The organism is Actinoplanes sp. NPDC049599 (genome assembly GCF_044465625.1).
GTDB lineage: Bacteria > Actinomycetota > Actinomycetes > Mycobacteriales > Micromonosporaceae > Actinoplanes.
Map to the genome: position 1 here is coordinate 1 of NZ_JBITLX010000004.1, position 21,230 is coordinate 21,230.

Below are 21,230 nucleotides of genomic sequence, written 5' to 3' on the forward strand. Positions count from 1 at the left end.
CATCCGAACTCGACACTCAGATGATCACCGAAGGGCTGCGAGCCCTCATCTCCGGGCCGGATCGGTCAGCGCACCCCGCTTAACTTCGAAGAGCCGTTATACAGCAGCCGTCCGCTACCGTTCTCGGCGTAGGCGAGTCGAAAAACGTCGCGTTTAGGAAACTCCCAACTGTAAATCTCGACGGATGGCGCGTCATGTGGAGAGACTCCGACGAAACTCTTTACTCGCTTACGTATATGGAGACAGGCGGTCGAGTAGTGAGCCGTGGGGCTAACAACGACTATTTTATGGAGTTGAGCTCTATGTCAGAGATTGATTGGTCCGAACGAATGAACACCGCATCCCGACCGCTCGACTTCGGCGACAATTAGTCGCCGAGAATGCGGGCTACCTGAGACTCAATCAAGGGCAGATGGGTGACTAACCGAGTGACAATCATGGTGCCCCACCGTCCACGGACGCTGGCGGATTGTTGTAGCAGCTCAAAGCCCCTATAGCCCCTGGTTGACAGGCCATGATCGTTCCTCGACACGGAAGAGGTCAACCTCTTGGACGGACACCGTCCTGTTTCGACCATTCAGCTCCCGCAAGTGGGCAGTTTATCTGGATGATCGGATGAACGTTCGAGCAGCGGGTTGAAACTCCGCTTTGGAGTGATAACTTCGTGCTTCCCATGCCCGTGCATCGATTTCCGGGAGTTGAAGATGGCGGTTGTCGAATTCGATTACAATGGCCGCACCTACCGCGTTGACCATGGCAGATATGATTCGACCAACATTCACTCTCTGAATCTGATACGCCAAAACATTACATTAAGCACGGATCTTATTACCAATGAAAAGATTCTTGTAGACTGGACTCAGATCTCAGTTCTACGAATCGTATCGTGACTCCACCCGCTCTACAGGGTCCCTGTCGAAGCTTCGCGACGCGCGGACCATCGAGGCCGCACTGGGTGACTGACTGAGTGACAATCGCCAGCGATCAGGGTGGACGTCTGCGGACGTCGCAGGACCGAAGTCAGAGCTCAGACGCTGTGTCGATGGTGCCTCGACCGACGTGTCGGTTGCCCGGGGGTCAAGGGGTCTTGTTTCATTCCTTGTTGGTCTGATCGCTAGCTGCCTCATCTGGACCCGCCGAAAAGCCAAATAGATAGGGGTCCGATGCTCCTGGCCTTATCCGCGAAAGCAGTCTCGACGAGGCCGCCTGAAGGACCGAAGGATCGGCAATTTCAGAATCGAAATCGTCTTCCCTGAACGCTCTGAAAAACAACTCAGTCCAATCGCTCGTTGCACGAGACCACACTGTCAGGTGGTCCGGGAACCAGAGGATCCAAACCGAGTCGAGGACTACCTCGGCCGGCATCGAAGGCATGTGAGGCGCCATCACGTCCCTGGTTGCCTGTTCTACCGAAATGTATTCGAAAGGATGAACAATGAGAAAGGCGTTGCGTGAACTGCCGAGAGGCGCCTTTCGGTTGAGCTGTTGCCCCGCTGCCGTTAGCTGTGGAAAAGCAGACAGAACTATGTCCCTCGCGAGCTGAAACACTACAGAGGTCTCTCTACCTACCGTATTCATCCCGCGCTGTTCATCCCGCTCCATTATTGCGTGCGCGCGCCGATATCCACCTTTCAAGGACTTCACCTCAAAAGCGGCGCGGGTTGCATTTCCAAGGATATCGCTCAAGCCACTCTTGTGGTCCAGGTCAAAGAGGAAGTCAACGCCTCCGTCGTTGTCAATCTCAGAAGGCGGTCTACCCAGAAATGCCGTGAGAAGTATTGCCGCTAGATGCTCACCACTGTTCACCTTAATGCCATCAAGTTGCCCTCCGAGTGAGATCAACTGGTCTACCGCTGCATTGAGAGACCTCGCCTGTATTGCGATAAAGCGTGTGCCAACCGCCGAGTCATCTTCTTCCATTAGTGCAGGCTCGTTGATATCCAGGCCGGGTGTCAACAGCAGTCGGCTGACACCGACGAGGCAGGGCCTGTAGCAGCTGTCCCGGACGGGCAAGGCAAGCCTCCGGGACGCGGCAGGCACAAGGCCACAGGCGTGGTGTCTAGCTGGGTGACAACCGGCAGCAACCGCAGCGGACAACCATGGACTTCGGAGGACTGTTCACGCAGCTCAGCAATACCGCGAGCCACGTCAGCACCTCATGATCGATCTTTGACACGGAAGTTGTCAGCCAGCCGGGCGTGCTGACGCCGACATGCAGAGTATGTGCAGCGGTCGAACGTCTTGATCAGGCCGCGAAGGGTCTTCGCAGCTCACAGGCACGCTCGCGTCCGGGCGCTCTCCCATGCCTAAACCGGGTGCTTGACCAGCATGGATCCCCTCGCGTGTCCGAGGGACACATGTCCGAGGGACATGTGACCCGTCAACTGATGTGCGACGCGGATCCGCCAGGTGATGCGCGAAGGCCTAGAAACCTGCTGAGCACCTTGGCCGGCCACCGCACGGATCAAGTAGCCGAGTTGAGTGCATGAACGAATGCGAGCATTATTCCATTTAAGACTAGCTGCGATCCTAAATGTGGCGATCAAGTAGCGGCATGGGCACCTCGGCGCCACCTGGCCCGTAGGGAGCTATGTAAGCTGGCTCCGCACAACATGCAGTCTCTAGTGATCCGGGGGCGGGCTTGATAAACAGCGAGGACCTTGCGGACGTCATATTGCTTGGCCATGAGCTTGACAGCATCGAGTTCAAGGGTCCTGGCGATCTTAGCGACAAGGCCTTCCTTGCAAAAGTTGCTAGGGCGTGTCTCGGCATGTCGAATCGCCGAGACGGAGGAATGGTGATTATCGGCGTTGAGGATAAGAATCCGAGTGCTTCTGTCGGCTTAAATGAATCTCAGATTGGCGACTGGCTCGACTTTGACAATGTAGCTGATGCCCTACACCGATACGCCGATCCTGCGATCCGTTTTGAGCTAGCGCAACGGAATCTTCCCGGCGGAGCGGCGGTCGTGGTGATCGAAGTTATCGAGTTCGAAGAAATTCCGATTCTTTGCCGCAGAGACTATACTGGAACGCTCGTGACGGGGGCACTATATGTGCGTAATCGGCACAAGCCCCAAACAACTCCGTTTCCGACCCACGAGGATATGCGTCGGCTTCTAGATTTGGCAACGGAGAAGGGTGTGCGCCGCTTCCTTGAACAGGCCGAGCGTGCTGGCTTTGCACCGCCCTCAGCATCGACTACTACCGATCTCGGCCTCTACGCTGAGCAGCTGGGAGGCTTCGCATGAGCGAGCAGCTGGCAGCATTGAAGGCGAAGGGCCATTGGCGCGTTGCCATCCGGCCCTTGCCCTTCGTTGAGTCGCGCCTCCCCCCGGCTGATCTAGAACGCGTGCTCGCCGAACGCCAGGTACAAATACGGGGATGGCATGTTCCCCATATTTCGAACCGAGAGCCAGTCATAAACGGAACCGACTGGATTGGTCAGGAATCCTCGTTTGGATATCACGTGGAAGCATGGCGCTTTTTCACTTCCGGGCAATTTGCTCTAGTCAGAGGGTTTCAGCAGGACTGGCGCGAGTCTAGTCCCTATCAACCTTGGGACTCTCCGCTAGAAATTTCGGCGAAACGCATTCAGGTCTCGGCCGTACTGTTCTTCTTCACCGAGGTGCTAGAGCTGGCGACGCGCCTTTCCTTATCGCCCGCCGGATCTGATCGGATGAACATAAGGATTACAACCGCAGGGCTTGCGGGGAGGCAGCTTGTGGTTGAAGATCAGAGACGGGCCGAATTTAATCAGCCTTACATTTCAGGCGAAGACGAAGTGACCTTCGAAAAGGAACTGTCAAGGGATGATCTGGTCGCTAATGGTGCGGCCATCGCGGTGAGTGCTTCTCGAAAAGTATTTGGCGCGTTCGGTTGGAGATCGGAGAACCCCGCCATCCTAGATGACTATCAAGCAAGCTTCTTAAGGCAATAGCAAGATTGAGGGCTTACCTCTAGGCACCTCTTCGCGTTAGCAGCAACATTGCTGTACCACCTCAATGGGCGACGATCTGCCGCTGTCGGCGAACGGAGGAGTCGCGACACCCTGCCGCAACTCATCAGCGATGTCTACGCTTCTTTTTACGTGTCCGCTTCACCGGCCGGCGTGCCGAGGGCCGGAGCCCTTGGCCCACCGGCTGGAGCTTCATCTCCTTGACGAGCCGGTCGAGCGTGGATTCGCTCTGCGCGACCGAGCTGAAGTAGGAGGTGTCCTCTAGTGAGCCGTTCTCGTCGAAGACCCAGCCGTAGGCGCGGTCTGCTTGCAACTGATACTGCTTGACTTTCGCGTAGAGCTGCAGCGCCAGACACACCGCCCGGGCGGTGGCCCGCTCAACGACCTTGGCGATCACACAGAACCGGGAATGGTCATCGACCGCGGTGACCAGCTTCGCCTCCCGCAGCACCCCGGTCGCCGGATCAACCAGGCGGACACCGCCGACGATGTCCATCTGCCACAACTGCATCGCCGCCGGGCGTTCCCACCGCACGAACGAATCCGTCGACCGTTTCCGCGGCCTCGACCGCAGCAACCCCTGCCGCTGCAGGATCCGATCGATGGTCCGTTCCGAGGGCACCGCCAGACCCCCGCGACACCACGGACCCGGCCCGCGCAGCATCTCCAGGCGAATCCGATGTGATCCCCACCGCGGATGCTCCCGGCGCATCTCCGCCACCGCGACCTCGACCCCGTCCTCGACCTGGGCCGGCGACGAGTGCGGCCGATGCGAACGATCCACCAACCCGGCCAGCTGCTCACTCAGATAACGGCCCACCCACCGATGAACCGTCGACCGGTGCACCCCGACGCTGGCAGCCACTTCCGTGACATCCGCACCCGCCAAGACCACTCGCACGGCATCCAGACGCTGCTCGACAACCGACAAGACAACCAGAGCCAATCCCGGCCTCCCCGAAACACAGACGCCCCGCGGAGACGTCGAGCACAGGGTGCCGAAACAGACCGCTGTCGCAGATCACCTGGCGAACGCGTGTCGCACATCAATCGACGGAGGACACATGTCCGAGGGACAGTACTGCCGAACTCATCTCTTCTGGATCAAGGCGCCGCGCAAGCGCGACGCAGTGCGCGTGCTGGAATCACCCTGCGGGCGGCCTCCGGCCGTCCTCGCGCGACCCAGCACGCGATCACGACAACGCCACGGATCGATCTGAGATCAGTTGTCAGACGACGAGCAGCGAGACTCGGAGCCCCTCGTAGGTTCCCGGCGATCGGGTCACCACAACGCCACGTACAGCCGCCGCTTCATGAACGACATGTCGCGCGGCAAGGCTTCCGGGCCAGCTACCGATCTCGATCGCGGTGTGCTCGGTCAGCGGCAACGACTGGACGCCAGGAGTCAGCAGGATCGGATCCCAGCCACCGCGACCGGCGTTCAACACCGCCTCGGCATCCGCCATGGCAGACGTAGGCATTAGGATCTGCAACCAGCCGGCCTCGGCCTGGTTCAGCAGCTCACCAAGCTCAGGATGACCGTTGAAGAGGTCGACCAGCGATGAGGCGTCAAGGATCCGTGGGGGCCGAACCCTCACGCAGCAGCCTGACCGCGTACGCCCCAGACCCGCTCGGCCTCGGCGTCCGCTCGGTCCTGCGCCGCCTCCAGGGCCTCCAGCTCATCGGCAGGCAACGGCTCAGGCGCAGTCCGTCCAAGAGCCAGCGCGAGACGTTGCGAGGCGGTCAGGTGCGGCGGGACGCGGTCGTCGGGAATCACGCTGAGAGCGTACTACCGGAGCGCCGTCTCGGTCAGGCCGTGACGATCGCGTGGGTGACCGGCTGCCGTCGGGGTCGGGGCGATCGGCTGCCGCGCCGGCGGAGCCGGCTTGCCCTCGATGATGTTGGTCAAGCTGGGCCATTCATGGGCCAGTAACCGAGATCAACAGGGGTCACCGGCGGGCACGAGCGGGCACCCAGTTACCCATGCTGAGCAGACGTTTCGGTCAGATCACCCCAGCGGGGAACGATCTTCCAAACTGATTACGCGAGTTCGATTCTCGTCGCCCGCTCCATCGGCAAAAGCCCAGGTCAGAGGCGGTTTTTCTCGACCTGGGCCTTCGTCTTTGGCCGCCCAGAATGATCTTGCGGGTCGTTGGTGAGCCAGTAGCTCAGCGCTCGAGTTCGTCGGCGACGATCACGATCAGCGGCTCGTCGGTCGAGGGCACGTGCTGACGGGGTCACCCCACGCAGCCGGGCCACGCGCTGCCGCCCAGCTCGAGCGCGGCCATGTCGAGGACCTCAAGCACCGGACCGCACCGGTGAGCGGATCCGGCGGACGAAGTGCAGCACCACCCGCCGGTTGTGCAGGCCCGCGCCTCCCGCAGATGGAACCCCGCACGCCACTCGCGGTGCCGCCGCCACCAGCCGACACAGACGGCGGCGATGAAACTCGGGGTGTCGCCGGCCATCGGTGGTCACCTCGTCGTCGACTGGGAACCGGCGGAGGACGAGGGCGACAAAGTGCTTTGTCTTCGACGGAGGCACCCTTACCGAGCAGCCGCCATCGAGTGGCGTTTCATCTCTGGCGCCGAGCTCAACGAGTGCTTACCGCCCCCCTCTCTCTTCCGCCGGATCCGCACGGCGATCGACGCCCGCAATCGCGGCGTAGCCGTCTCTGCCGAGCATGGCGACGAACCAGCAGTCCGCCGGCCGCGACCCGCAGCCGGGTTTCAGGCCGAGCGCAGCACGATGTAGCCGGAATGGGTGGTCTCCTGCGCCAGGCCGATGGTGCCGTGGCTGTCGATTCCGACGACACCGACGTCGACGTCGCCGAACGGCTCGGGGAACAACGTGGTGTGCCCGCTTTGCCAGCGGAACGGCACGGCGCTGCCTTCCGGGGGCTCGGGCCAGGTCAGGCCGACGACGTCACCGCGGTCATTGATCGCCCTGCCGACGCCGGTGCGGCCAGGCAGTCCGATATCGATCATTGTGCCGGCGCGCCAGAGCACCGGCCGGGACGGATCGGCCCAGCTCGCGGAACCGGTGATCATCCCGGTGTCACTTAGCGCGGTCGCTCGGCCGCTGGTGGCCGTCGTGCGAGCCAGCAGGTCGGTCATCCGGCCACGCTGCCAGAGGAACGGACGCCCATCGGACGCGCCCTTGGCGGTGCTGTTGCCGATCACCTGCCCGCGATCGTTGATCGCCACGGCAGCGCTGCTCTCGCCGCCCAGTGTCCCCAGCCGCACCATCCGGCCACCCCGCCAGAGCACCGCCTGTCTGGTCTCGGCTCCGCGCCGTTCAACGTTGCCGATGACGTCGCCGCGGTTGTTGATCCCCACAGCGGTGCTGATCGTTCCCTTGGGCACGGGCAACAGCGTGAGGCGCCCGCGCTGCCACAGGAAGGCGCGGGTGTCGAGGTTCTGGTCGTACGCCGTGCCGATGACCTGATCGCGATCATTGAGGTCGGCGGTGTCGAGGTCGAGGCCGGCGGGCTCCCGAAGGTACGTGACGGTTCCACGGCGCCACAGGAAGAGCTGGCCGTTTCCCTGCTCGACCCGCCCGGCGATGTGGCCCAGGTCGTTGATCGCCCGTGGGGACGCATGGTCGATGTCGAGATCGGTGGGGGTACGCCGGCCGTGCCACCACACCACGCCCCGCAAGTTCTGCGCGGCGTCGGCACTTTGGCCGATCATGTCGCCGCGCTCGTTCATGTCGTCGGCGGTGGATCCGCTGCCGCCCAGCGAGGCCAGTTGAATCAGCCTGCCGATGTCCGTGCCCGACTGGGCGGCGGACGCCGGGGCCGCCACCGGGGTCGCGGTGGCCAGCATCGCACCGGTGGCCACCAAGGTAATGCTCAGTCTTCGGATCGTTCGCATTTTGCGCCTCCACTTCGCACCCGTCGTCAGCCAACCGCCCACAGTCGGGCCAGCACCGGAAGACCTCAATCAAGCCCTACGTCAGCCGGTGGGCGTCGAGCCAGGGCCAGGACGCTCGACATTGAGGACCTTCGACCAGAACCCCAACGGATGGAGTCATGACGTGTCTGCTGGCGGCGGCGCAGCGAGCGGCCACGTCGGTACAGCATGGCGGCGGCCAGCATGACAACAAGGACAAGCCGCGTCCCCTGCCCGAGGTACCAGGGCAGGGATTTGCAGCCGCTGCGTCCTGCCCCGTTGCAGGATCGGGACAACGACGAGGCGACGGAGACAGCCGTGGACGATCTTGCCGTGCCCGTCATTGTGCTCGCGGCGGGTCTGGGGTTGTGGCTTCAGTACGTGATCATCAAGCTGGCCGTCTACCAGGGACTCCTGATGTTCCTTCGCGACGCGGCCCGGCCCCTGATGCGAGAGGGCCACGACGTCTCACAGCTGCTGGACCAGCTTGCGTCTCACTTGGCCGGCCTCACTCGGAGACAACCTCCTGCGGACTGAATTCCTCGACCAGGGGCCTTCGTCATTCCAGTGCTCGGGGCCCAGCTTCCAGGCTGACTGATCAGCTGTCGGGGAGCGCGGTTACCCGAAGAAGCCGTCCTGGTTGACGGCCGTGTACATGCCGGCCTGCTTGAAGCCCACGATGTCCGGGCGCCCGTCGCCGGTGATGTCGGCCAGGAAGCGTGGGTGGTCCACCACCTCCCAGCCGCTGCTCCGGCCGAAGTCCGCCGAGGCGAACCTGACCGGAGCTTCGAATGTGCCGTTTGTGCGTCCGGCCGCCGTGAAGACTCCCGGGTTGCCGAAGCCCACCACGTCGCCGCGGCCGTCGGCGTTGATGTCGGCTGCCAGTCTCAGGTGCGAGGTGGGGTTCCAGCCGGTGGGGAAACCGAAGTCCGCGATGGCGCCGAGAAAGGCTGCGAAGGTGCCGTCGCCGCGGCCGCGGGCCACGCGGGTGGCGTCGGTGAACTTGATCAGGTCGGCGAAGCCGTCGCCGCTGACGTCGATGATCGCGTCGGGGACCACCGAGGCGCCCATGGCGAACGCCGCGCCGCCGTCCTCCTCGGCGGCGTAGTCGCCGTTACCCAGGGAGGTCAGCGTCAGGAACTGGGGGACGACGCCCTGGTTGCTGGTGATGGTGCCCAGGATGTCGGCGCGCCCGTCCCGGGTGACGTCGACGACGTTGAAGGTCGTGGTCCGGCCCAGGATGTCGTGGACGGGGAACACCGTGGTGACGGGCTTGCGTGCCGCGAAGCCGCCGTCGCCGAGGGCGAGCGCCACCTCGACGCGGGCGTCCCGCATGCAGAACAGGTCGTTCCGGCCGTCGCCGTTCGCGTCGGCCAGCTTGCTGATGGTGCAGGTCGCCTTGCTGAGGCCGGGCGCCACCTGCTTCTTCGGGCCGAACCAGCCGCCGCCGATGGCGACCGCGGTGAAGACGCCCTCCCCCGATACGCCGACGATGTCGGCGCGTCCGTCGCCGGTGATGTCGGTGACGAACCGGTCGTGCTGCTCGACCCGCCAGCCCGTGTCGTACGCGAAGTCGTTGCTGACCTGAAAAGACGCCGCGAACTGTCCGTCGCTGGTGGCGACCGCCGTGTGCACGCCGGTGTCGCCGAAGCCCACGACGTCGGCGCGGCGGTCGCCGGTGATGTCGACGACGAGGCGTGGATGCCGGGCGCCCTGCCAGCCCTGGTCGGTGCCGAAGTCCGGCATGATGAACCGCTGTGCTTGGGCCGGTGTCACCGCGGCCACGGTCGTCGCGGCCGACGTCAGGACGATTGCGATCACCATGCGTAGTGGCTTCATCGGTGTGCTCCAGTCAGGGCTGTGATGCGGTCGAGGAACTGCTCAGGGCGTACGAGATGGCCGGCCTGCTCGTCGACCGCGACGGATGCGCCGGGGATGTGGCCGGCGAGCCAGGCGCCGTGGGCGGCGGGGACCATGACGTCCTGCCGCCCGTAGCGGACCATCACCGGAACCCGGATCTCGGTCACCTCGAAGCCCCACGGGCTGAGGAAGGCCAGGTCGTCGTCGACCCAGCCGTGGACGCCGGGCCGGTGCGCCTCCCGGACCGTCTCGACCAGCACCTGCTGAACGTCGACGCGGGCGAGGACCTGGCGATCGGCGGCGGCGAGCTGCCAGTCGTCGGCGAGCACCTTGGCCGGGTCGGCGGTCATCCGGGCGAGGTCGGCAGCGGCCAGCGCGGCAAGCTCGCGGTGCAGCACCTGCTCGCCCTGCCGGGCCCAGCCGAACTCCGTGACGTTCTCGGGGTCCATGCCGGCGGTCCAGTCCAGCCCCGCGGCGGCGAAGGGCGCCACCCCGACCACGCACTCGGCCGCGGTGACGCGGTCCGGCAGCCGTGCGGCCACGGCGAGGGCGTGCGGGCCCCCACCGGAGCGTCCGGTCACGGCGAACCGCGAGATGCCCAGCGCGTCGGCGACGGCCGCCACGTCGCCCACGCAGTCCACGACCCGGCGGCCCGGGTGCCGGTCGGAGGCGCCGTACCCCGGTCTGTCGTAGGTGATGAGGTTGATGCCGGCGCGGCGGACCGCGTCCTCGTCCGGGTGCCGCCAGAGCCGGGAGCCGGGAGTGCCGTGCAGGGACAGGACCGGCGTCCCGTCCGGGGCGCCCCACCGGGCTACGCCCAGAGTGCGCCCGTCCGGAGTTGTCACCCTCCGCAGCCGCTCACCCATGGCGGCCGTCCTCGCCGGCCGGGAGGACGGCGATCGCCTCGATCGACACGAGCAGGCCGTGCGGCAGCCGTACGTTCGCCGGCGCGGACCGGGCCGGCGGCGGGTGCGGCATGTGCCGGGCGTACACGGCGTTCAGCTTGGCGAAGTCGTCCGGGTCTCGGTAGAAGATCGTCGTCTTCACCAGGTCGGCCATCGAGGCGCCGGCCGCGGCGAGCACCGCGCCGAGGTTGGTCAGCGCCTGCTCGGTCTGTGCCTCGATACCCGGCGGGATCGTCCCGGTGGCCGGGTCGATCCCGGCCGTACCGGAGCAGAAGACGAAGCCGCCGGCGACGATCGCCTGGCTGTACGGGCCCAGCGCGGCGGGTGCACGATCGGTCGTGATCGCGTGCCGGATCATCATGGGGTTCCTCTCGGGTGGTTACCCGACCCACTCTCGACCCGCGGCCGCGCCCGGACATCCGTGCTGACCACGGATTCGGACTTCCGTGGTGGCCACCATCAGGACATGGGCGTCGCGCCCATCGCCGCCAGCGCTGCCTCGCCCTGGGCCCGATGAGCCCCGCCGAGGAGGACCAGCGTCCGCGCCCACTGGTAGCGGCAACCGGCCTCCCGCAGGGCGGCGGCCGCGGCGGCCAGCCCGTCCCGGTCGCCGCCGCGGACCAGCAGGGCCGCCGCCCGGTCCACCAGGGCCAGCGCAATCGGGTTGCCCGCCGTCTCCCGGCGCGCGCGATCGACGCGGTCGGCGGCGTCGACGTGCCCGCTGAGCACCGCCGCCTCCGCCCACAGCGCGGCGTACCAGGGGCGCCACATGCCGCTGGCCCATTTCGTCAGCTTCTCCGGCGGCGTGTCCATCAGCTGGACCGCCTGCTCGGGCAGGCCGCGGTGCAGCAGCAGCAGCGCGTCGAAGAACTCGCCGAAGTGGGCATCCGACAGCGAGCGCCCGGGCGTCTGGAGCGCACCGACGATCTCCAGCCACGCGGCCCGCGCGTGGTCGTCGCCGCGGAGTCCGTGCATCGTCGCGGCGGCGTACGCGGCGCGGGTGAGGTTGCCGGCGCGCGGGCGCCCGGCGCACTCCCAGCCCTCGCGGAACTGCTCGGCCAGCGCGGCGGCCTCGCTCCAGTCGCCCGCCAGCATCGTCACCACCAGCAGCCGCGCGCCGGCCAGGTGGCCGGCCTCGGTGTTGAACGGCAGGTCCCGGAGGCCCTCGGCGAGCCGGCGCGCGGCCGGCAGGTCACCGGCGGCGACGGCGCACTCGGCGGCCATGACGAAACCGTCGAAGTGTTCCATCGCGGCCACGGCCGTCACGGGCATCGGCGCCAGCAGCTCGGTGCGCCGCAACGCGCTGGCCGCCGCGGCGCGGACGTCCCCGCGGCCCAGATGCACCGCCGTGAGCTGATCGAGCGCGGCGCTCTCGATCAGCGGATCGCCGACGCGGCGGGCCAGCGTCAGCGCCCGCTCGATGAGCTCCACGGTGGCCGGATCGGATTCGGAACCGTGGAACGCCTCGGCGGTGAGCAGCCGCGCCGTCGCGGCCGGATCGCCGCCGGCCAGCGCCCACCCGCGCGCGATCAGGGCCGCTGCGGCGCCGGCCGTGGGCTCGGTCGCCATCAGCCCCGGACCGCGATCGATCAGCTCGGCGTTCCGGGCGAGGTCACCGGCGGCACCCGCGCGGTCGCCCGCGCGCAATGCCGCCTCGGCGGCGAGCAGCCGCAGCCGCAACGCGTCGTCACCGACGTGCCTCGACTCGGCGGCGCCCGCCGCGCTGCGCAGCGCGTCGGCGGCGCCCGCGTCGTCTGCGGCGAGCCCGGCCGCCTGCTCGTAGCGGCGTTGCGACTCGCCGGGAAAACCGCGGATCAGGCTCAGGTGGGCCAGTGCCAGCGCCAGCCGGTACGACTCGGCGCGGTGCCGCGGGCGCAACGCCGCTCCGGCCAGCGCGCCCCGCAACTCGTCGGCGACCTGGTCGAAGGCCGCCCGCCACGCACCGGTGATGCCACGCGACGCCGGCATCAGCACGGCACTCTGCTCCAGGCACCACAGCAGGTGACGCGACCGGGCCTCGTCGGCTTCACCGGCCTCGGCGAGCCGGTCGGCGCCGTACTGTCGGACGGTCTCCAGGGCGCGATACCGGGTGTCGCCCGGACCGGCGACCGCGACCAGCAGGCTCTGGTCGGCGAGCCCGGCCAGGACGGCGTGCACGTGACCGGCCGGCACCGGCGGCCAGTCGCCGAGCACCGCCGCGGCGGCGGTCGCGGTGAACGACGCGGCGAAGACCGACACGCGACGCAGCACCGCCCGGCCGGGTTCGTCCAGCAGCGCGTCGCTCCAGTCGAGCGTGGAGCGCAGCGACCGGTGCCGGTCGTCGATCCGCGGGCTGCCGGCCAGCAGCCGCAACCGATCGGTCAGGCCCGCTTCGAGCCCGTCCAGCCCGAGGGACGGATACCGGGCGGCGGCCAGCTCGATCGCCAGCGCCATGCCGTCGAGGGCGCGGCAGATGCCGGCGACACGGTCCGCGTCGCCGGACCACACCGGCCTTCCGCCGGCGGCGGCCCGCCCGAGAAACAGCTCAACCGCGTCGCCCGGGCCGCCGTCGTCCGCTTCGACCGACAACCCGGGTACGGCGAACACCCGCTCGAACGGAACCAGCAACCTCGCCCGGCTCGTGGCCAGCACCGTCAGCCGCGGCGCACCGGCGAGCAACCGTTCCAGCAGCACCGCCACGCCGTCCCGCAGGTGCTCGCAGTTGTCCAGCACGACCAGCGTCTCCCGCGGGGCCAGCCATCTCCCGACGTCATCGGTCGCCGAGCTTCCCGGGCGCTCACCGAGCCCCAGCGCGGCGGCGACGGCGGGCGCGATCATCGCCGGATCGGTCACCGGCACCAGGTCGACGTACCAGACCCCGTCGGCGAACCGCCCGCTCAGCTCGGCCGCTACGGCCAGGGCGAGGCGGGTCTTGCCGACCCCACCCGGCCCCACGGCGGTGACCAGGCGGTGCTCCTGCAACGCGGCCGACAGCGCCGCCCGCTCGGTCGACCGCCCCACGAACGACGTCAACGGCAACGGCAGCGTGGCGACCCCGCCGCCCGGATCGGCCCGCGCGCTCCCGGCCACGGCGGCCAGCTCACGGCGGTCGCTCACCTGCAGCTTCCGCAGCAACGACGAGACGTGGCTCTCGACCGTACGGATCGAGATGAACAACCGCGCGCCGATCTCGGCGTTGGTCAGCCGCTCGCCGAGCGCGGCCAGCACCTCGGCCTCCCGGGCCGAGATCCCCACCTCGCGAGGTCCACCCTGCTTGGCCACCCCCGGATTGTGCCCGAGAGGAACGGATCGCGAAGGCCCGCCTCCGCGCGGACGGCTCGGCTGAGATCGTGCTACCGGGGCGCCGTCCCGGTCAGGCTGTGACGATCGGCCGGGTGACCGGCCGGCGCCGTTCGCGGGCCGCGTCGGTCATCGTCCGACCCTACGGGGGTCAGGACCGGAGCCGTTCGCGCGCCGTTTCCGCCGAGGCGTGGTCCCGGTCGAGGAAGATGTGCAGGGCCCTGGTCCACGCGGCTCGCGCCGCTTCGAGATCGCCCGCCGCGGCCGGGAAGGCGTAGCCGGCCCGAGCACGCCCCTTTCCTCAGTGAGAGCGGGGCCGGCCCGGGTTGGGTCAATGGTTCGGGGGTGACCCAGCCCCGCCGGCCCGGCCCCACCGGCCCGGTGCCGCCCGGCCGGCCAGCAGCTTGCGGACCTCGCCCGGCGACAGGCCCAGCTCGCGGCGCAGCGTGCGGCTCAGGTGGGCCTGGTCGGCGAAGCCCGCCCGCGCCGCCACCGCCGCCAGTCCCTCGCCCGCGTCGCCGAGCTCCGTCAGCGCCGCGCGGGCCCGCAGGCGCAGTCGGTAGGCGTTGATGGTGATGCCGGTCACCTGGTGAAACGTGCGGGACAGGTGCCAGCGGGAGCAGCCGGCCAGCTCGGCCAGGTCGTCGAGGCGGGCGCCCGGGTCGCCGTGCAGCGCGATACGCACCTCGTCGATCGCCCGGCGGGAGGGTCGGCGCACCGGCGGTGGGAGCAGCTCGGCCAGCAGGTCGGTGGCGAGGTCGGCCGGGTCGGCGCCGGTCGTGGCGCGGGCGATCAGGCGGCGGTGGGCCAGGTCGGCTGCCGGTGAGACGGTGACGGGGCCGGCCCAGGCGAGACGGTCGGCCAGGTCGGGCGCGATGCTGATGCTCGTACAGGTGTCGGGGCCGGCCGGGTGGGCGACCTGTTGCACCTCGCCCGGTCGTTGCACGTAGCCCTGCACCGGGTCGGCGACGCCGGCCCGGCCGTCCGCGCGGCGGGCGAAGACGCCGCGGCGGACCAGGACCACCGCGCTGGCGCCGACCTCCTCCGCCGCGCTCCAGCGGGCCGGGCCGGAGCAGCTGACCGTGGCCACCCGCAGGTCCGGGGCGGCGAGCAGCACCGTGTGCGTGAGCATGCCGGCGACGCTAGGCCGGGGGTACGACAAGAACGTTCAAGACCGGGACCCGCGGGCCGGCGCAGGCTCGGGTCATGACTTCTCTGCTCGATCAGCTCGGCGCCGCCGGGCCCGCGCCGGACCTCGAACCCGATCTCTACGGGCCCCTGCTCGGCGTCTGGGACGTCGCCAACCGTTACCTGGTGGAGGACACCGGCAAGTGGGTCGAGGGGACCGTGGTCTGGACCTTCGGCCGGGTGCTCGGCGGGCGCGCCGTCCAGGACGTCATGTGGTTCGTCGCGCCCGGGCCGGACGGCTATCCGGTCCGGGAGAGCGGCAGCACCATGCGGCTCTTCGACCCGGCCACCGGCAGCTGGCACGTCGTCTGGTTCTCGCCCGCGGGCCGGACGGCCGCCCTGGTCGGCCGTCGCGGTGAGCGCGGCGACATCGTCCAGGAGGGCGTCCGGCCCGACGGGCGGGCCATCCGCTGGGTCTTCACCGAGCTGACCGGCGACAGCTTCCGGTGGCTCGGTCACGTCTCCGCCGACGGCGGCCGGAGCTGGCAGCTGGAGCAGGAGATGCTGGCCCGGCGGCGCGAGCCGGGCGAGGTTACCGGCCGCTGAGCGACGCGCCCGTCTCCAGCAGCGACTTGAGGTCGCTGAGCACCCAGGCCCAGCCGCCGCCACCGGCCTCGTCGAGCGGCGAGCCCGCCACCACCGTCGCGGACGCCGGCGCGCCGGCCAGCTCGTGCGTGACGGTGACCCGGCAGACGCCGGGCTGGGACTTCAGCTCCTCGATCAGGTAGGTGAGCGTGGTGTACGGCTCCGCGGCGGTCACCGGGTCCATCAGCATCCGCCAGGTCTGCACCAGCAGCCGCGGCGGGTCGCACTCGACGACCTCGCCGTCGACGATCGGGTCGGGGATCTCGAAGCCGTTCTGCTTGCCGAACTCGCGCATCTCGTCGGTGGCCGAGGAGTGGTACGCGCCGCCCGGCTTGAGCTCGAAGTAGGCCGGGGCGGCGTAGCCGTACTTGGTGGTCCACTCCGGGTCGGTGATCGCGGTCCAGATGCGTTCCGGCGTGGACTTGATCCACACCCGGTAGACCTGCGTGGTCAGGGCGGTCGTCTCGGTGGTCATGTCTCGTCCTCCAGCGCTTTCTTGAGATCGACGAGCGCCGTCACGTGACGCTCGGTGTACTTGTCGATCCAGCGGTCGTGGATCAGCCGGATCGGCACGGGATTGAGGAAGTGCAACTTCTCCCGGCCCGCGCGGCGCACCACGACCAGGCCCGCGTCCTCGAGCACCCGCAGGTGCTTGGCCACGCCGAAGCGGGTCATCTCCACCTCGGACTCGAGCTCGGTCAGCGTGCGCCCCTCGCGGACGAAGAGCAGGTCGAGCAGGAACCGACGGGTCGGGTCGGCGAGCGCCTTGAACACCCGGTCGTCGTCCTCGTTCATGACGCCAAGTTATGTGACCAATGGGTCACATGTCAAGGCCGGAAAAACCCCGCCCGGGCACGGACGCCGGGCGGGGTCGACGGGGGGTCAGCGGCGGCGGACCAGCCGGCGCAGCTGGATGATCCGCACCGAGGCGACGGCCATCGCGATGAACGCGCCGCACACCCCGGCGATCAGCATCGCCAGGGCCAGCGAGATCTGGCCGTCCAGCCAGAGGAAGCTCAGCCGCACGTTGCCGGTGTTCTGCGCGACGAAGACGATCAACAGGATCAGCGCCAGGGCGCCGGCCCAGACCCCGAACCAGACCGCACTGGTACGCGTGCGCGGCACCTTGCCGTGCTCCCGCCGCGGCGGCGCCTCACCGGCGCCTTCCAGGCCCGCGAGCGTGCCGGCCAGCTCCGGCGGCAGCGGCGGTGGCGTGTCCTCGGCGGGGGTGAGCGGACGGTTCTCGGATGGGTACGCCATAACGCCCAGTTTTACCCAGAACGACGCCGCGTTAATCCCGTTCACGCGTGTTGCCAGATTTAAGCGGGAGCTAATAGACCAACGTCGAATAAGGACGTTACCGTCTGCGCCGGACCGACCACCCCCACACGATTCGGATCACCATGCGCAGACCTGTCCTCATCGTCGGCGGCATGGCCGTCGTCACCGTCGTCGCCGGCATCGCCGTAGCGGCCAGCGCCAGCGCCGGCACCACGACACACGAGGCCGAGGCCTCCGCCAACACCCTGACCGGCGGCGCACACGCCGTCGGCTGCCGGCGCTGCTCGGGCGGCAGCCGGGTCACCGGGATCGGCGGCGCGGGCATCCTGACCATCACCGGGGTGCTGGCCGAGCAGGACGGGCCGAGCAGGATCGCGGTGACCTACACCGCCGAGCGGAACCGGACCGCGCAGATCAGCGTGAACGGCGGGGTGCCCACCGCGATCGTCTTCCCCGGCACCCGCGGCGCCACCCGGCCGGGCACCCTGCGGATCACCGCGACGCTCCGGGCCGGCCGCAACGACCTGGCCTTCGCCAACTCGGTCGGCGCCGCGCCGGACATCGACAAGGTGGTCATCACGACCGACGGCACACCGCCCACCACGGCGCCGACGGCGACGGCCTCCGGTGTGCCCGGCGCGACCGCCACGGTCACCCCCGGCGAGACCGCGCCGCCGACCCTGCCGACCTCGCCGCCGGCCTCCGGCGGACCCACGCCGACCAGCCCGTCCCCGGGCGCCACCACCCCCGGCGGCACCACACCGGCCGAGCCGCAGCCCACGGCGACGCCCACGACACCGCCTACACCCTCTACCCCGGCCCCGGCGAGCCCCACCGCCACCAAGCCGCCCACCACCAGCCCGCCGACCGGGAACGCGGCCCTGGAGGCCGAGGTCGTGAAGATCGTCAACACCGAGCGGGCGACGGCCGGCTGCGCGGCGCTGACCACCGACGACCGGCTCATCGCGGCGGCCCGCGGGCACTCAGCGGACATGGCGGCCCGCGGCTACTTCAGCCACACCACGCCGGAGGGCGTCGAATTCTCCACCCGGCTCACCAGCGCGGGCTACCGCTGGTCCGGCGCGGGCGAGAACATCGCCAAGGGCCAGCGCACCCCGGCCGACGTGATGACGAGCTGGATGACCAGCGCCGGGCACAAGGCCAACATCCTGAACTGCGGCTTCAAGAACATCGGCGTCGGCGTGGCGGCGGACGCCCAGGGCGCGCTGGTCTGGACCCAGGACTTCGCCAGCCCGCTCTGACCGCCCGGACGGCCGGGGCGCTCCTGCGGCGCCCCGGCAAGGATCAGCGGAACAGCTCGACGGTCCAGTTGAAGGCCGTCATCACCCATTCGGTCTGGCGCAGGTGGGCGACGCCCACCCCGACCAGGAAGATGCCCGCCATGATGTGCGCGCCGCGGGCGGTGCGCCGGACCCGGCCGAACTGCCGTTCCAGCACCAGCCGGCCGACCAGCCGGGAGAGCGCGAACAGGCCCGCCGCGACCAGCAGCGACACGATGAAGACCACCACCGGGGCGGTCAGCTTGCCGTCGGACGAGATCGCCCAGATGCCCCAGCAGACGAACGCGAACAGCAGGCCCGCGAAGCTCCACTCGCCGCCGCGGCGCAGCTGCCGCAGGTGCCAGCCGAGCGGGCGGCGTTCCTCCGGCCGCCCCTCGCCCGGCCAGCCCGTGCCGGTCGGCTCGTGCTCGGCCGCGAACTGCTGGGTGCGCGGACGCGGGTTCACCGCCGCGCGGCCGCTCGAGAACGGCGAGGGCGCGGGCGCCGGCGGGGCCGGCTGCGCCGGCGGACCCGAGGCCGGGCGCGGCGGCACGTTCGCCGTCGGCGGGTCGGCCCAGGGATCCTGCGGCGGCATGTCGAGCGTCCGCTCGGACCACTGCGGTTGCTCTGGCATCGTTCCCCTCCCCCGGTACGGCCGGACGCCGCCCTGTATCGAGAGTAACGAGCCAACAAATAGGTCGCCCCGGCGCGCGCCGTCCGTTACACAATCAGCATGGACAACTCCGGAATCGCCATCAGGGCGGGCGAGGCCGACGACTGGACAGCTGTCTACGATCTCCTGTCCCACGCCTTCCACGAGCAGCCCACCACCGAGGCCCGCGACGTCGAGGGTTCGGTCGTCGAGGCCGAGCGGACGCTGGTGGCCGAGGACGGTGGTGCGGTTGTCGCGCACGCGGCGGCGTACACCCGGGAATTGACCGTGCCCGGCGCGATCCTGCCGGCCGCGCACGTCACGCTGGTCGGCGTCGCGCCGACCCACAAGCGCCGCGGGCTGCTCACCCGGATGATGCACCGGCAGCTGCGCGAGATCGCGGCCGCCGGCCGCGAGCCGATCGCGGTCCTCTGGGCCAGCGAGACCAAGATCTATCCGCGGTTCGGCTACGGCCCGGCGGCGCAGCGCCTGCGGATGGAGATCATGATGCGGGAGGTACGGCCGCCGGCGGGCATCGCGCCCGGCTCGGCCGACCGGTTGCGCCTGGTCGAGCCCAAGGACGCGATCGCCGAGCTCGGCAAGGTCTACGAACAGGTACGCCCGGAGCGCACCGGCTGGTCCAGCCGCGACGACCGCTGGTGGCGGTTCGTGCTGGCCGACCTCGAGGCGCAGCGCGAGGGCGCGACGGCCCTGCACGGTGTGGTGTACGACACCCCGGACGGCCCGACGGGCTACGCGCTGTGGAGCACCAAGGGTCGCTGGGACCGGCACGGGCCGGACGCCGAGGTGCAGGTCCGCGAGGTGGTCGCCGCCGACCCCGCCGCATACGCCGCGCTGTGGCACTTCCTGCTCACCATCGACCTGGCCCGCTCGGTGACGGTCAGCTTCGCCGCGCTGGACGAGCCGCTGCAGTACCTGGTCGACGAGCCCCGCCGGCTCGGCAGCACGCTGGCCGACGGCCTCTGGATCCGCATCACCGATCTGCCCGAGGCGCTCGCCGCCCGGCACTACGCGGCCCCGGCCGACGTCGTGCTGGAGGTCACCGACCCGCTGCTGGCGCGGAACACGGGCCGCTGGCGGCTGACCGCCGGCCCGGACGGCCGCGCCACCTGTACGCCTACGACCGACCCCGCCGACCTGGCCTGCACGGTGCTGGAGCTCGGCTCGGCCTACCTGGGCGCCACGTCGCTGGCCGCCCTCGCCGCGGCCGGCACGGTCCGTGAGCTGACCCCGGGCACGCTGCGGCAGGCGTCCGTCGCCTTCGGCTGGCATCGGATGCCGAACCCCACCGAGGTGTTCTGAGTGGGCCGGGCGACGGTAGGTTCGGCGACATGGGCGATGAACCCGAACGTCGACGCCGTCGCTTGCGTCCCTCCTCGTCGGCCGCGACCCCGCCCGCCGCGCCGGCCGACCCGGCCGCCGGGACGCCCGACCCACCCGTGACCGAAGACGCCGGTCCGGTCGCCGAGACGGCCGCGGTGCTCGACCCCGAGCCCGAGCCGCCCCCGGCCACCCCGGTGGAGGTCACCGCGGCCACCCCGGTGGAGGTCACCGCGGCCGGCCCGCGACCGGCCGCCCGGCCGCCCCGCGCCGTGCCGCCGCCGGCCCGGCCCGTACGGCCCGTGGCCCGGCCGACCTCCGGCGCCGGCGCGGGCGGGGACGACCAGTCCGAGCGGGGGCTGCGCGGGCTCGTCGGGTCCGGCTCGTCGCAGGTCAGCGTGGGCGCGGCGCTGCGGGCCCGGGACGCCGCCCGGCCCACGGCCGAGCAGCTCGCCGCGGCCGAGGCGGAGCTGGTCATCGTGCGGCGCAACTGGATGCCGCGCGAGGACCTGCCCCGCAACCGGTAGAGCTCAGCTCGCCGGCAGCGGCGGCAGCTCGCGGGTGCGCTCGTACTCGGCGAGCTGGTCGATCCGGCGGGCGTGCCGTTCCTCGCCGGAGAACGGCGTGGTCAGGAACGCCTCGGCCATCGCGGTGGCCTCGTCCAGCGGGTGCTGGCGCCCGCCGATGGCGAGCACGTTGGAGTCGTTGTGCTGGCGGGCGAGCTGGGCGATCTCGACCTTCCAGGCCAGCGCCGAACGGACCCCGGCGACCTTGTTCGCGGCGATCTGCTCGCCGTTGCCGGAGCCGCCGATGACGATGCCCAGGCTGCCCTGGTCCGCGACCACCTTCGCGCCGGTGGCCAGGCAGAAGGCCGGGTAGTCGTCCTCGGGGTCGTAGACGTGCGGTCCGACGTCGACGACGTCGTAGCCCTGCTTGCCGAGGTGGTTGACGAGGTGCATCTTCAGCTCGTAGCCGGCGTGATCGGAACCCAGGTAGACGCGCATGACCG

General features: G+C 69.4%; 22 protein-coding genes. 7 read left to right on the plus strand and 15 right to left on the minus strand.

Annotation, left to right across the window (positions count from 1 at the left end; translation table 11 throughout):
• Positions 1 to 1,092 precede the first annotated feature (1,092 nt).
• Positions 1,093 to 1,920, minus strand: coding sequence for a hypothetical protein (locus ACIBQZ_RS08940; RefSeq protein WP_396087946.1), 828 nt, complete (start codon positions 1,918 to 1,920; stop codon positions 1,093 to 1,095).
• 721 nt (positions 1,921 to 2,641) lie between these two features.
• On the opposite strand from ACIBQZ_RS08940, the gene ACIBQZ_RS08945 reads away from it, so the two are divergent.
• Complete coding sequence (locus tag ACIBQZ_RS08945; protein ID WP_396087947.1) at positions 2,642 to 3,250, plus strand: helix-turn-helix domain-containing protein; 609 nt, start codon at positions 2,642 to 2,644, stop codon at positions 3,248 to 3,250.
• The gene (locus ACIBQZ_RS08950; RefSeq protein WP_396087948.1) at positions 3,247 to 3,939 is read left to right on the plus strand and encodes a hypothetical protein; all 693 of its coding nucleotides are present in this window, start codon (positions 3,247 to 3,249) and stop codon (positions 3,937 to 3,939) included. The genes ACIBQZ_RS08945 and ACIBQZ_RS08950 overlap by 4 nt, the downstream gene beginning before the upstream one ends.
• 124 nt (positions 3,940 to 4,063) lie before the next feature.
• On the opposite strand, the gene ACIBQZ_RS08955 is transcribed toward ACIBQZ_RS08950, so the two are convergent.
• The 4 genes from ACIBQZ_RS08955 to ACIBQZ_RS08970 all read right to left on the minus strand — a co-directional run bounded on the left by ACIBQZ_RS08955 (position 4,064) and on the right by ACIBQZ_RS08970 (position 7,799).
• A complete protein-coding gene (locus ACIBQZ_RS08955; protein ID WP_396087949.1) occupies positions 4,064 to 4,903 on the minus strand; it encodes a helix-turn-helix domain-containing protein in 840 nt (279 codons plus the stop codon).
• Positions 4,904 to 5,186: 283 nt separating this feature from the next.
• Positions 5,187 to 5,555, minus strand: coding sequence for a hypothetical protein (locus tag ACIBQZ_RS08960; protein ID WP_396087950.1), 369 nt, complete (start codon positions 5,553 to 5,555; stop codon positions 5,187 to 5,189).
• The gene (locus ACIBQZ_RS08965; protein WP_396087951.1) at positions 5,552 to 5,734 is read right to left on the minus strand and encodes a hypothetical protein; all 183 of its coding nucleotides are present in this window, start codon (positions 5,732 to 5,734) and stop codon (positions 5,552 to 5,554) included. Before ACIBQZ_RS08965 ends, ACIBQZ_RS08960 begins: the two co-directional genes overlap by 4 nt.
• Before the next feature lie 952 nt (positions 5,735 to 6,686).
• Positions 6,687 to 7,799: a hypothetical protein gene (locus ACIBQZ_RS08970; protein ID WP_396087952.1), complete on the minus strand. Its 1,113-nt coding sequence runs from the start codon at positions 7,797 to 7,799 to the stop codon at positions 6,687 to 6,689.
• 369 nt (positions 7,800 to 8,168) lie between these two features.
• Between ACIBQZ_RS08970 and ACIBQZ_RS08975 the strand changes: the two genes are divergently transcribed.
• Complete coding sequence (locus ACIBQZ_RS08975; protein WP_396087953.1) at positions 8,169 to 8,387, plus strand: hypothetical protein; 219 nt, start codon at positions 8,169 to 8,171, stop codon at positions 8,385 to 8,387.
• A gap of 81 nt (positions 8,388 to 8,468) precedes the next feature.
• Here ACIBQZ_RS08975 and ACIBQZ_RS08980 read toward each other — a convergent pair whose 3' ends face one another.
• From ACIBQZ_RS08980 to ACIBQZ_RS09000, 5 genes are all read right to left on the minus strand, one after another.
• Positions 8,469 to 9,674 carry an FG-GAP repeat domain-containing protein gene (locus ACIBQZ_RS08980; protein WP_396087954.1) on the minus strand — a complete coding sequence of 402 codons (1,206 nt, stop codon included), beginning with the start codon at positions 9,672 to 9,674 and terminating at the stop codon, positions 8,469 to 8,471.
• Between the two features lie 11 nt (positions 9,675 to 9,685).
• Positions 9,686 to 10,576: an alpha/beta fold hydrolase gene (locus tag ACIBQZ_RS08985; RefSeq protein ID WP_396087955.1), complete on the minus strand. Its 891-nt coding sequence runs from the start codon at positions 10,574 to 10,576 to the stop codon at positions 9,686 to 9,688.
• Positions 10,569 to 10,976, minus strand: a complete 408-nt coding sequence (locus ACIBQZ_RS08990) for a Rid family detoxifying hydrolase (protein ID WP_396087956.1) — start codon at positions 10,974 to 10,976, stop codon at positions 10,569 to 10,571. The genes ACIBQZ_RS08985 and ACIBQZ_RS08990 overlap by 8 nt, the downstream gene beginning before the upstream one ends.
• A gap of 98 nt (positions 10,977 to 11,074) precedes the next feature.
• Complete coding sequence (locus tag ACIBQZ_RS08995) at positions 11,075 to 13,876, minus strand: ATP-binding protein (RefSeq protein ID WP_396087957.1); 2,802 nt, start codon at positions 13,874 to 13,876, stop codon at positions 11,075 to 11,077.
• 349 nt (positions 13,877 to 14,225) lie between these two features.
• Positions 14,226 to 15,026 carry a helix-turn-helix domain-containing protein gene (locus ACIBQZ_RS09000; RefSeq protein WP_396087958.1) on the minus strand — a complete coding sequence of 267 codons (801 nt, stop codon included), beginning with the start codon at positions 15,024 to 15,026 and terminating at the stop codon, positions 14,226 to 14,228.
• A 74-nt stretch (positions 15,027 to 15,100) separates the two neighbouring features.
• On the opposite strand from ACIBQZ_RS09000, the gene ACIBQZ_RS09005 reads away from it, so the two are divergent.
• Positions 15,101 to 15,628 (plus strand): hypothetical protein, encoded by a 528-nt coding sequence (locus tag ACIBQZ_RS09005; protein WP_396087959.1) that lies wholly within the window; start codon positions 15,101 to 15,103, stop codon positions 15,626 to 15,628.
• On the opposite strand, the gene ACIBQZ_RS09010 is transcribed toward ACIBQZ_RS09005, so the two are convergent.
• The 3 genes from ACIBQZ_RS09010 to ACIBQZ_RS09020 form a co-directional block, all read right to left on the minus strand.
• Positions 15,615 to 16,142 carry an SRPBCC domain-containing protein gene (locus ACIBQZ_RS09010; protein ID WP_396087960.1) on the minus strand — a complete coding sequence of 176 codons (528 nt, stop codon included), beginning with the start codon at positions 16,140 to 16,142 and terminating at the stop codon, positions 15,615 to 15,617. The genes ACIBQZ_RS09005 and ACIBQZ_RS09010 overlap by 14 nt on opposite strands.
• Complete coding sequence (locus ACIBQZ_RS09015) at positions 16,139 to 16,462, minus strand: ArsR/SmtB family transcription factor (protein ID WP_396087961.1); 324 nt, start codon at positions 16,460 to 16,462, stop codon at positions 16,139 to 16,141. Before ACIBQZ_RS09015 ends, ACIBQZ_RS09010 begins: the two co-directional genes overlap by 4 nt.
• An 87-nt stretch (positions 16,463 to 16,549) precedes the next feature.
• Entirely contained in the window at positions 16,550 to 16,927 is a 378-nt protein-coding gene (locus ACIBQZ_RS09020) for a lipopolysaccharide assembly protein LapA domain-containing protein (protein WP_396087962.1), read from the minus strand.
• A 143-nt stretch (positions 16,928 to 17,070) separates the two neighbouring features.
• On the opposite strand from ACIBQZ_RS09020, the gene ACIBQZ_RS09025 reads away from it, so the two are divergent.
• Positions 17,071 to 18,210, plus strand: a complete 1,140-nt coding sequence (locus ACIBQZ_RS09025; RefSeq protein ID WP_396087963.1) for a CAP domain-containing protein — start codon at positions 17,071 to 17,073, stop codon at positions 18,208 to 18,210.
• A gap of 43 nt (positions 18,211 to 18,253) precedes the next feature.
• On the opposite strand, the gene ACIBQZ_RS09030 is transcribed toward ACIBQZ_RS09025, so the two are convergent.
• Positions 18,254 to 18,862 carry a DNA-directed RNA polymerase II gene (locus tag ACIBQZ_RS09030; protein WP_396087965.1) on the minus strand — a complete coding sequence of 203 codons (609 nt, stop codon included), beginning with the start codon at positions 18,860 to 18,862 and terminating at the stop codon, positions 18,254 to 18,256.
• Positions 18,863 to 18,961: 99 nt separating this feature from the next.
• Between ACIBQZ_RS09030 and ACIBQZ_RS09035 the strand changes: the two genes are divergently transcribed.
• Together ACIBQZ_RS09035 and ACIBQZ_RS09040 are read left to right on the plus strand one after the other, a co-directional pair.
• Positions 18,962 to 20,203 carry a GNAT family N-acetyltransferase gene (locus ACIBQZ_RS09035; protein WP_396087966.1) on the plus strand — a complete coding sequence of 414 codons (1,242 nt, stop codon included), beginning with the start codon at positions 18,962 to 18,964 and terminating at the stop codon, positions 20,201 to 20,203.
• A 215-nt stretch (positions 20,204 to 20,418) separates the two neighbouring features.
• Positions 20,419 to 20,748, plus strand: coding sequence for a hypothetical protein (locus ACIBQZ_RS09040; protein WP_396088385.1), 330 nt, complete (start codon positions 20,419 to 20,421; stop codon positions 20,746 to 20,748).
• Positions 20,749 to 20,751: 3 nt separating this feature from the next.
• Here ACIBQZ_RS09040 and ACIBQZ_RS09045 read toward each other — a convergent pair whose 3' ends face one another.
• Positions 20,752 to 21,225 (minus strand): ribose-5-phosphate isomerase, encoded by a 474-nt coding sequence (locus ACIBQZ_RS09045; RefSeq protein ID WP_396087967.1) that lies wholly within the window; start codon positions 21,223 to 21,225, stop codon positions 20,752 to 20,754.
• Positions 21,226 to 21,230: the final 5 nt, after the last annotated feature.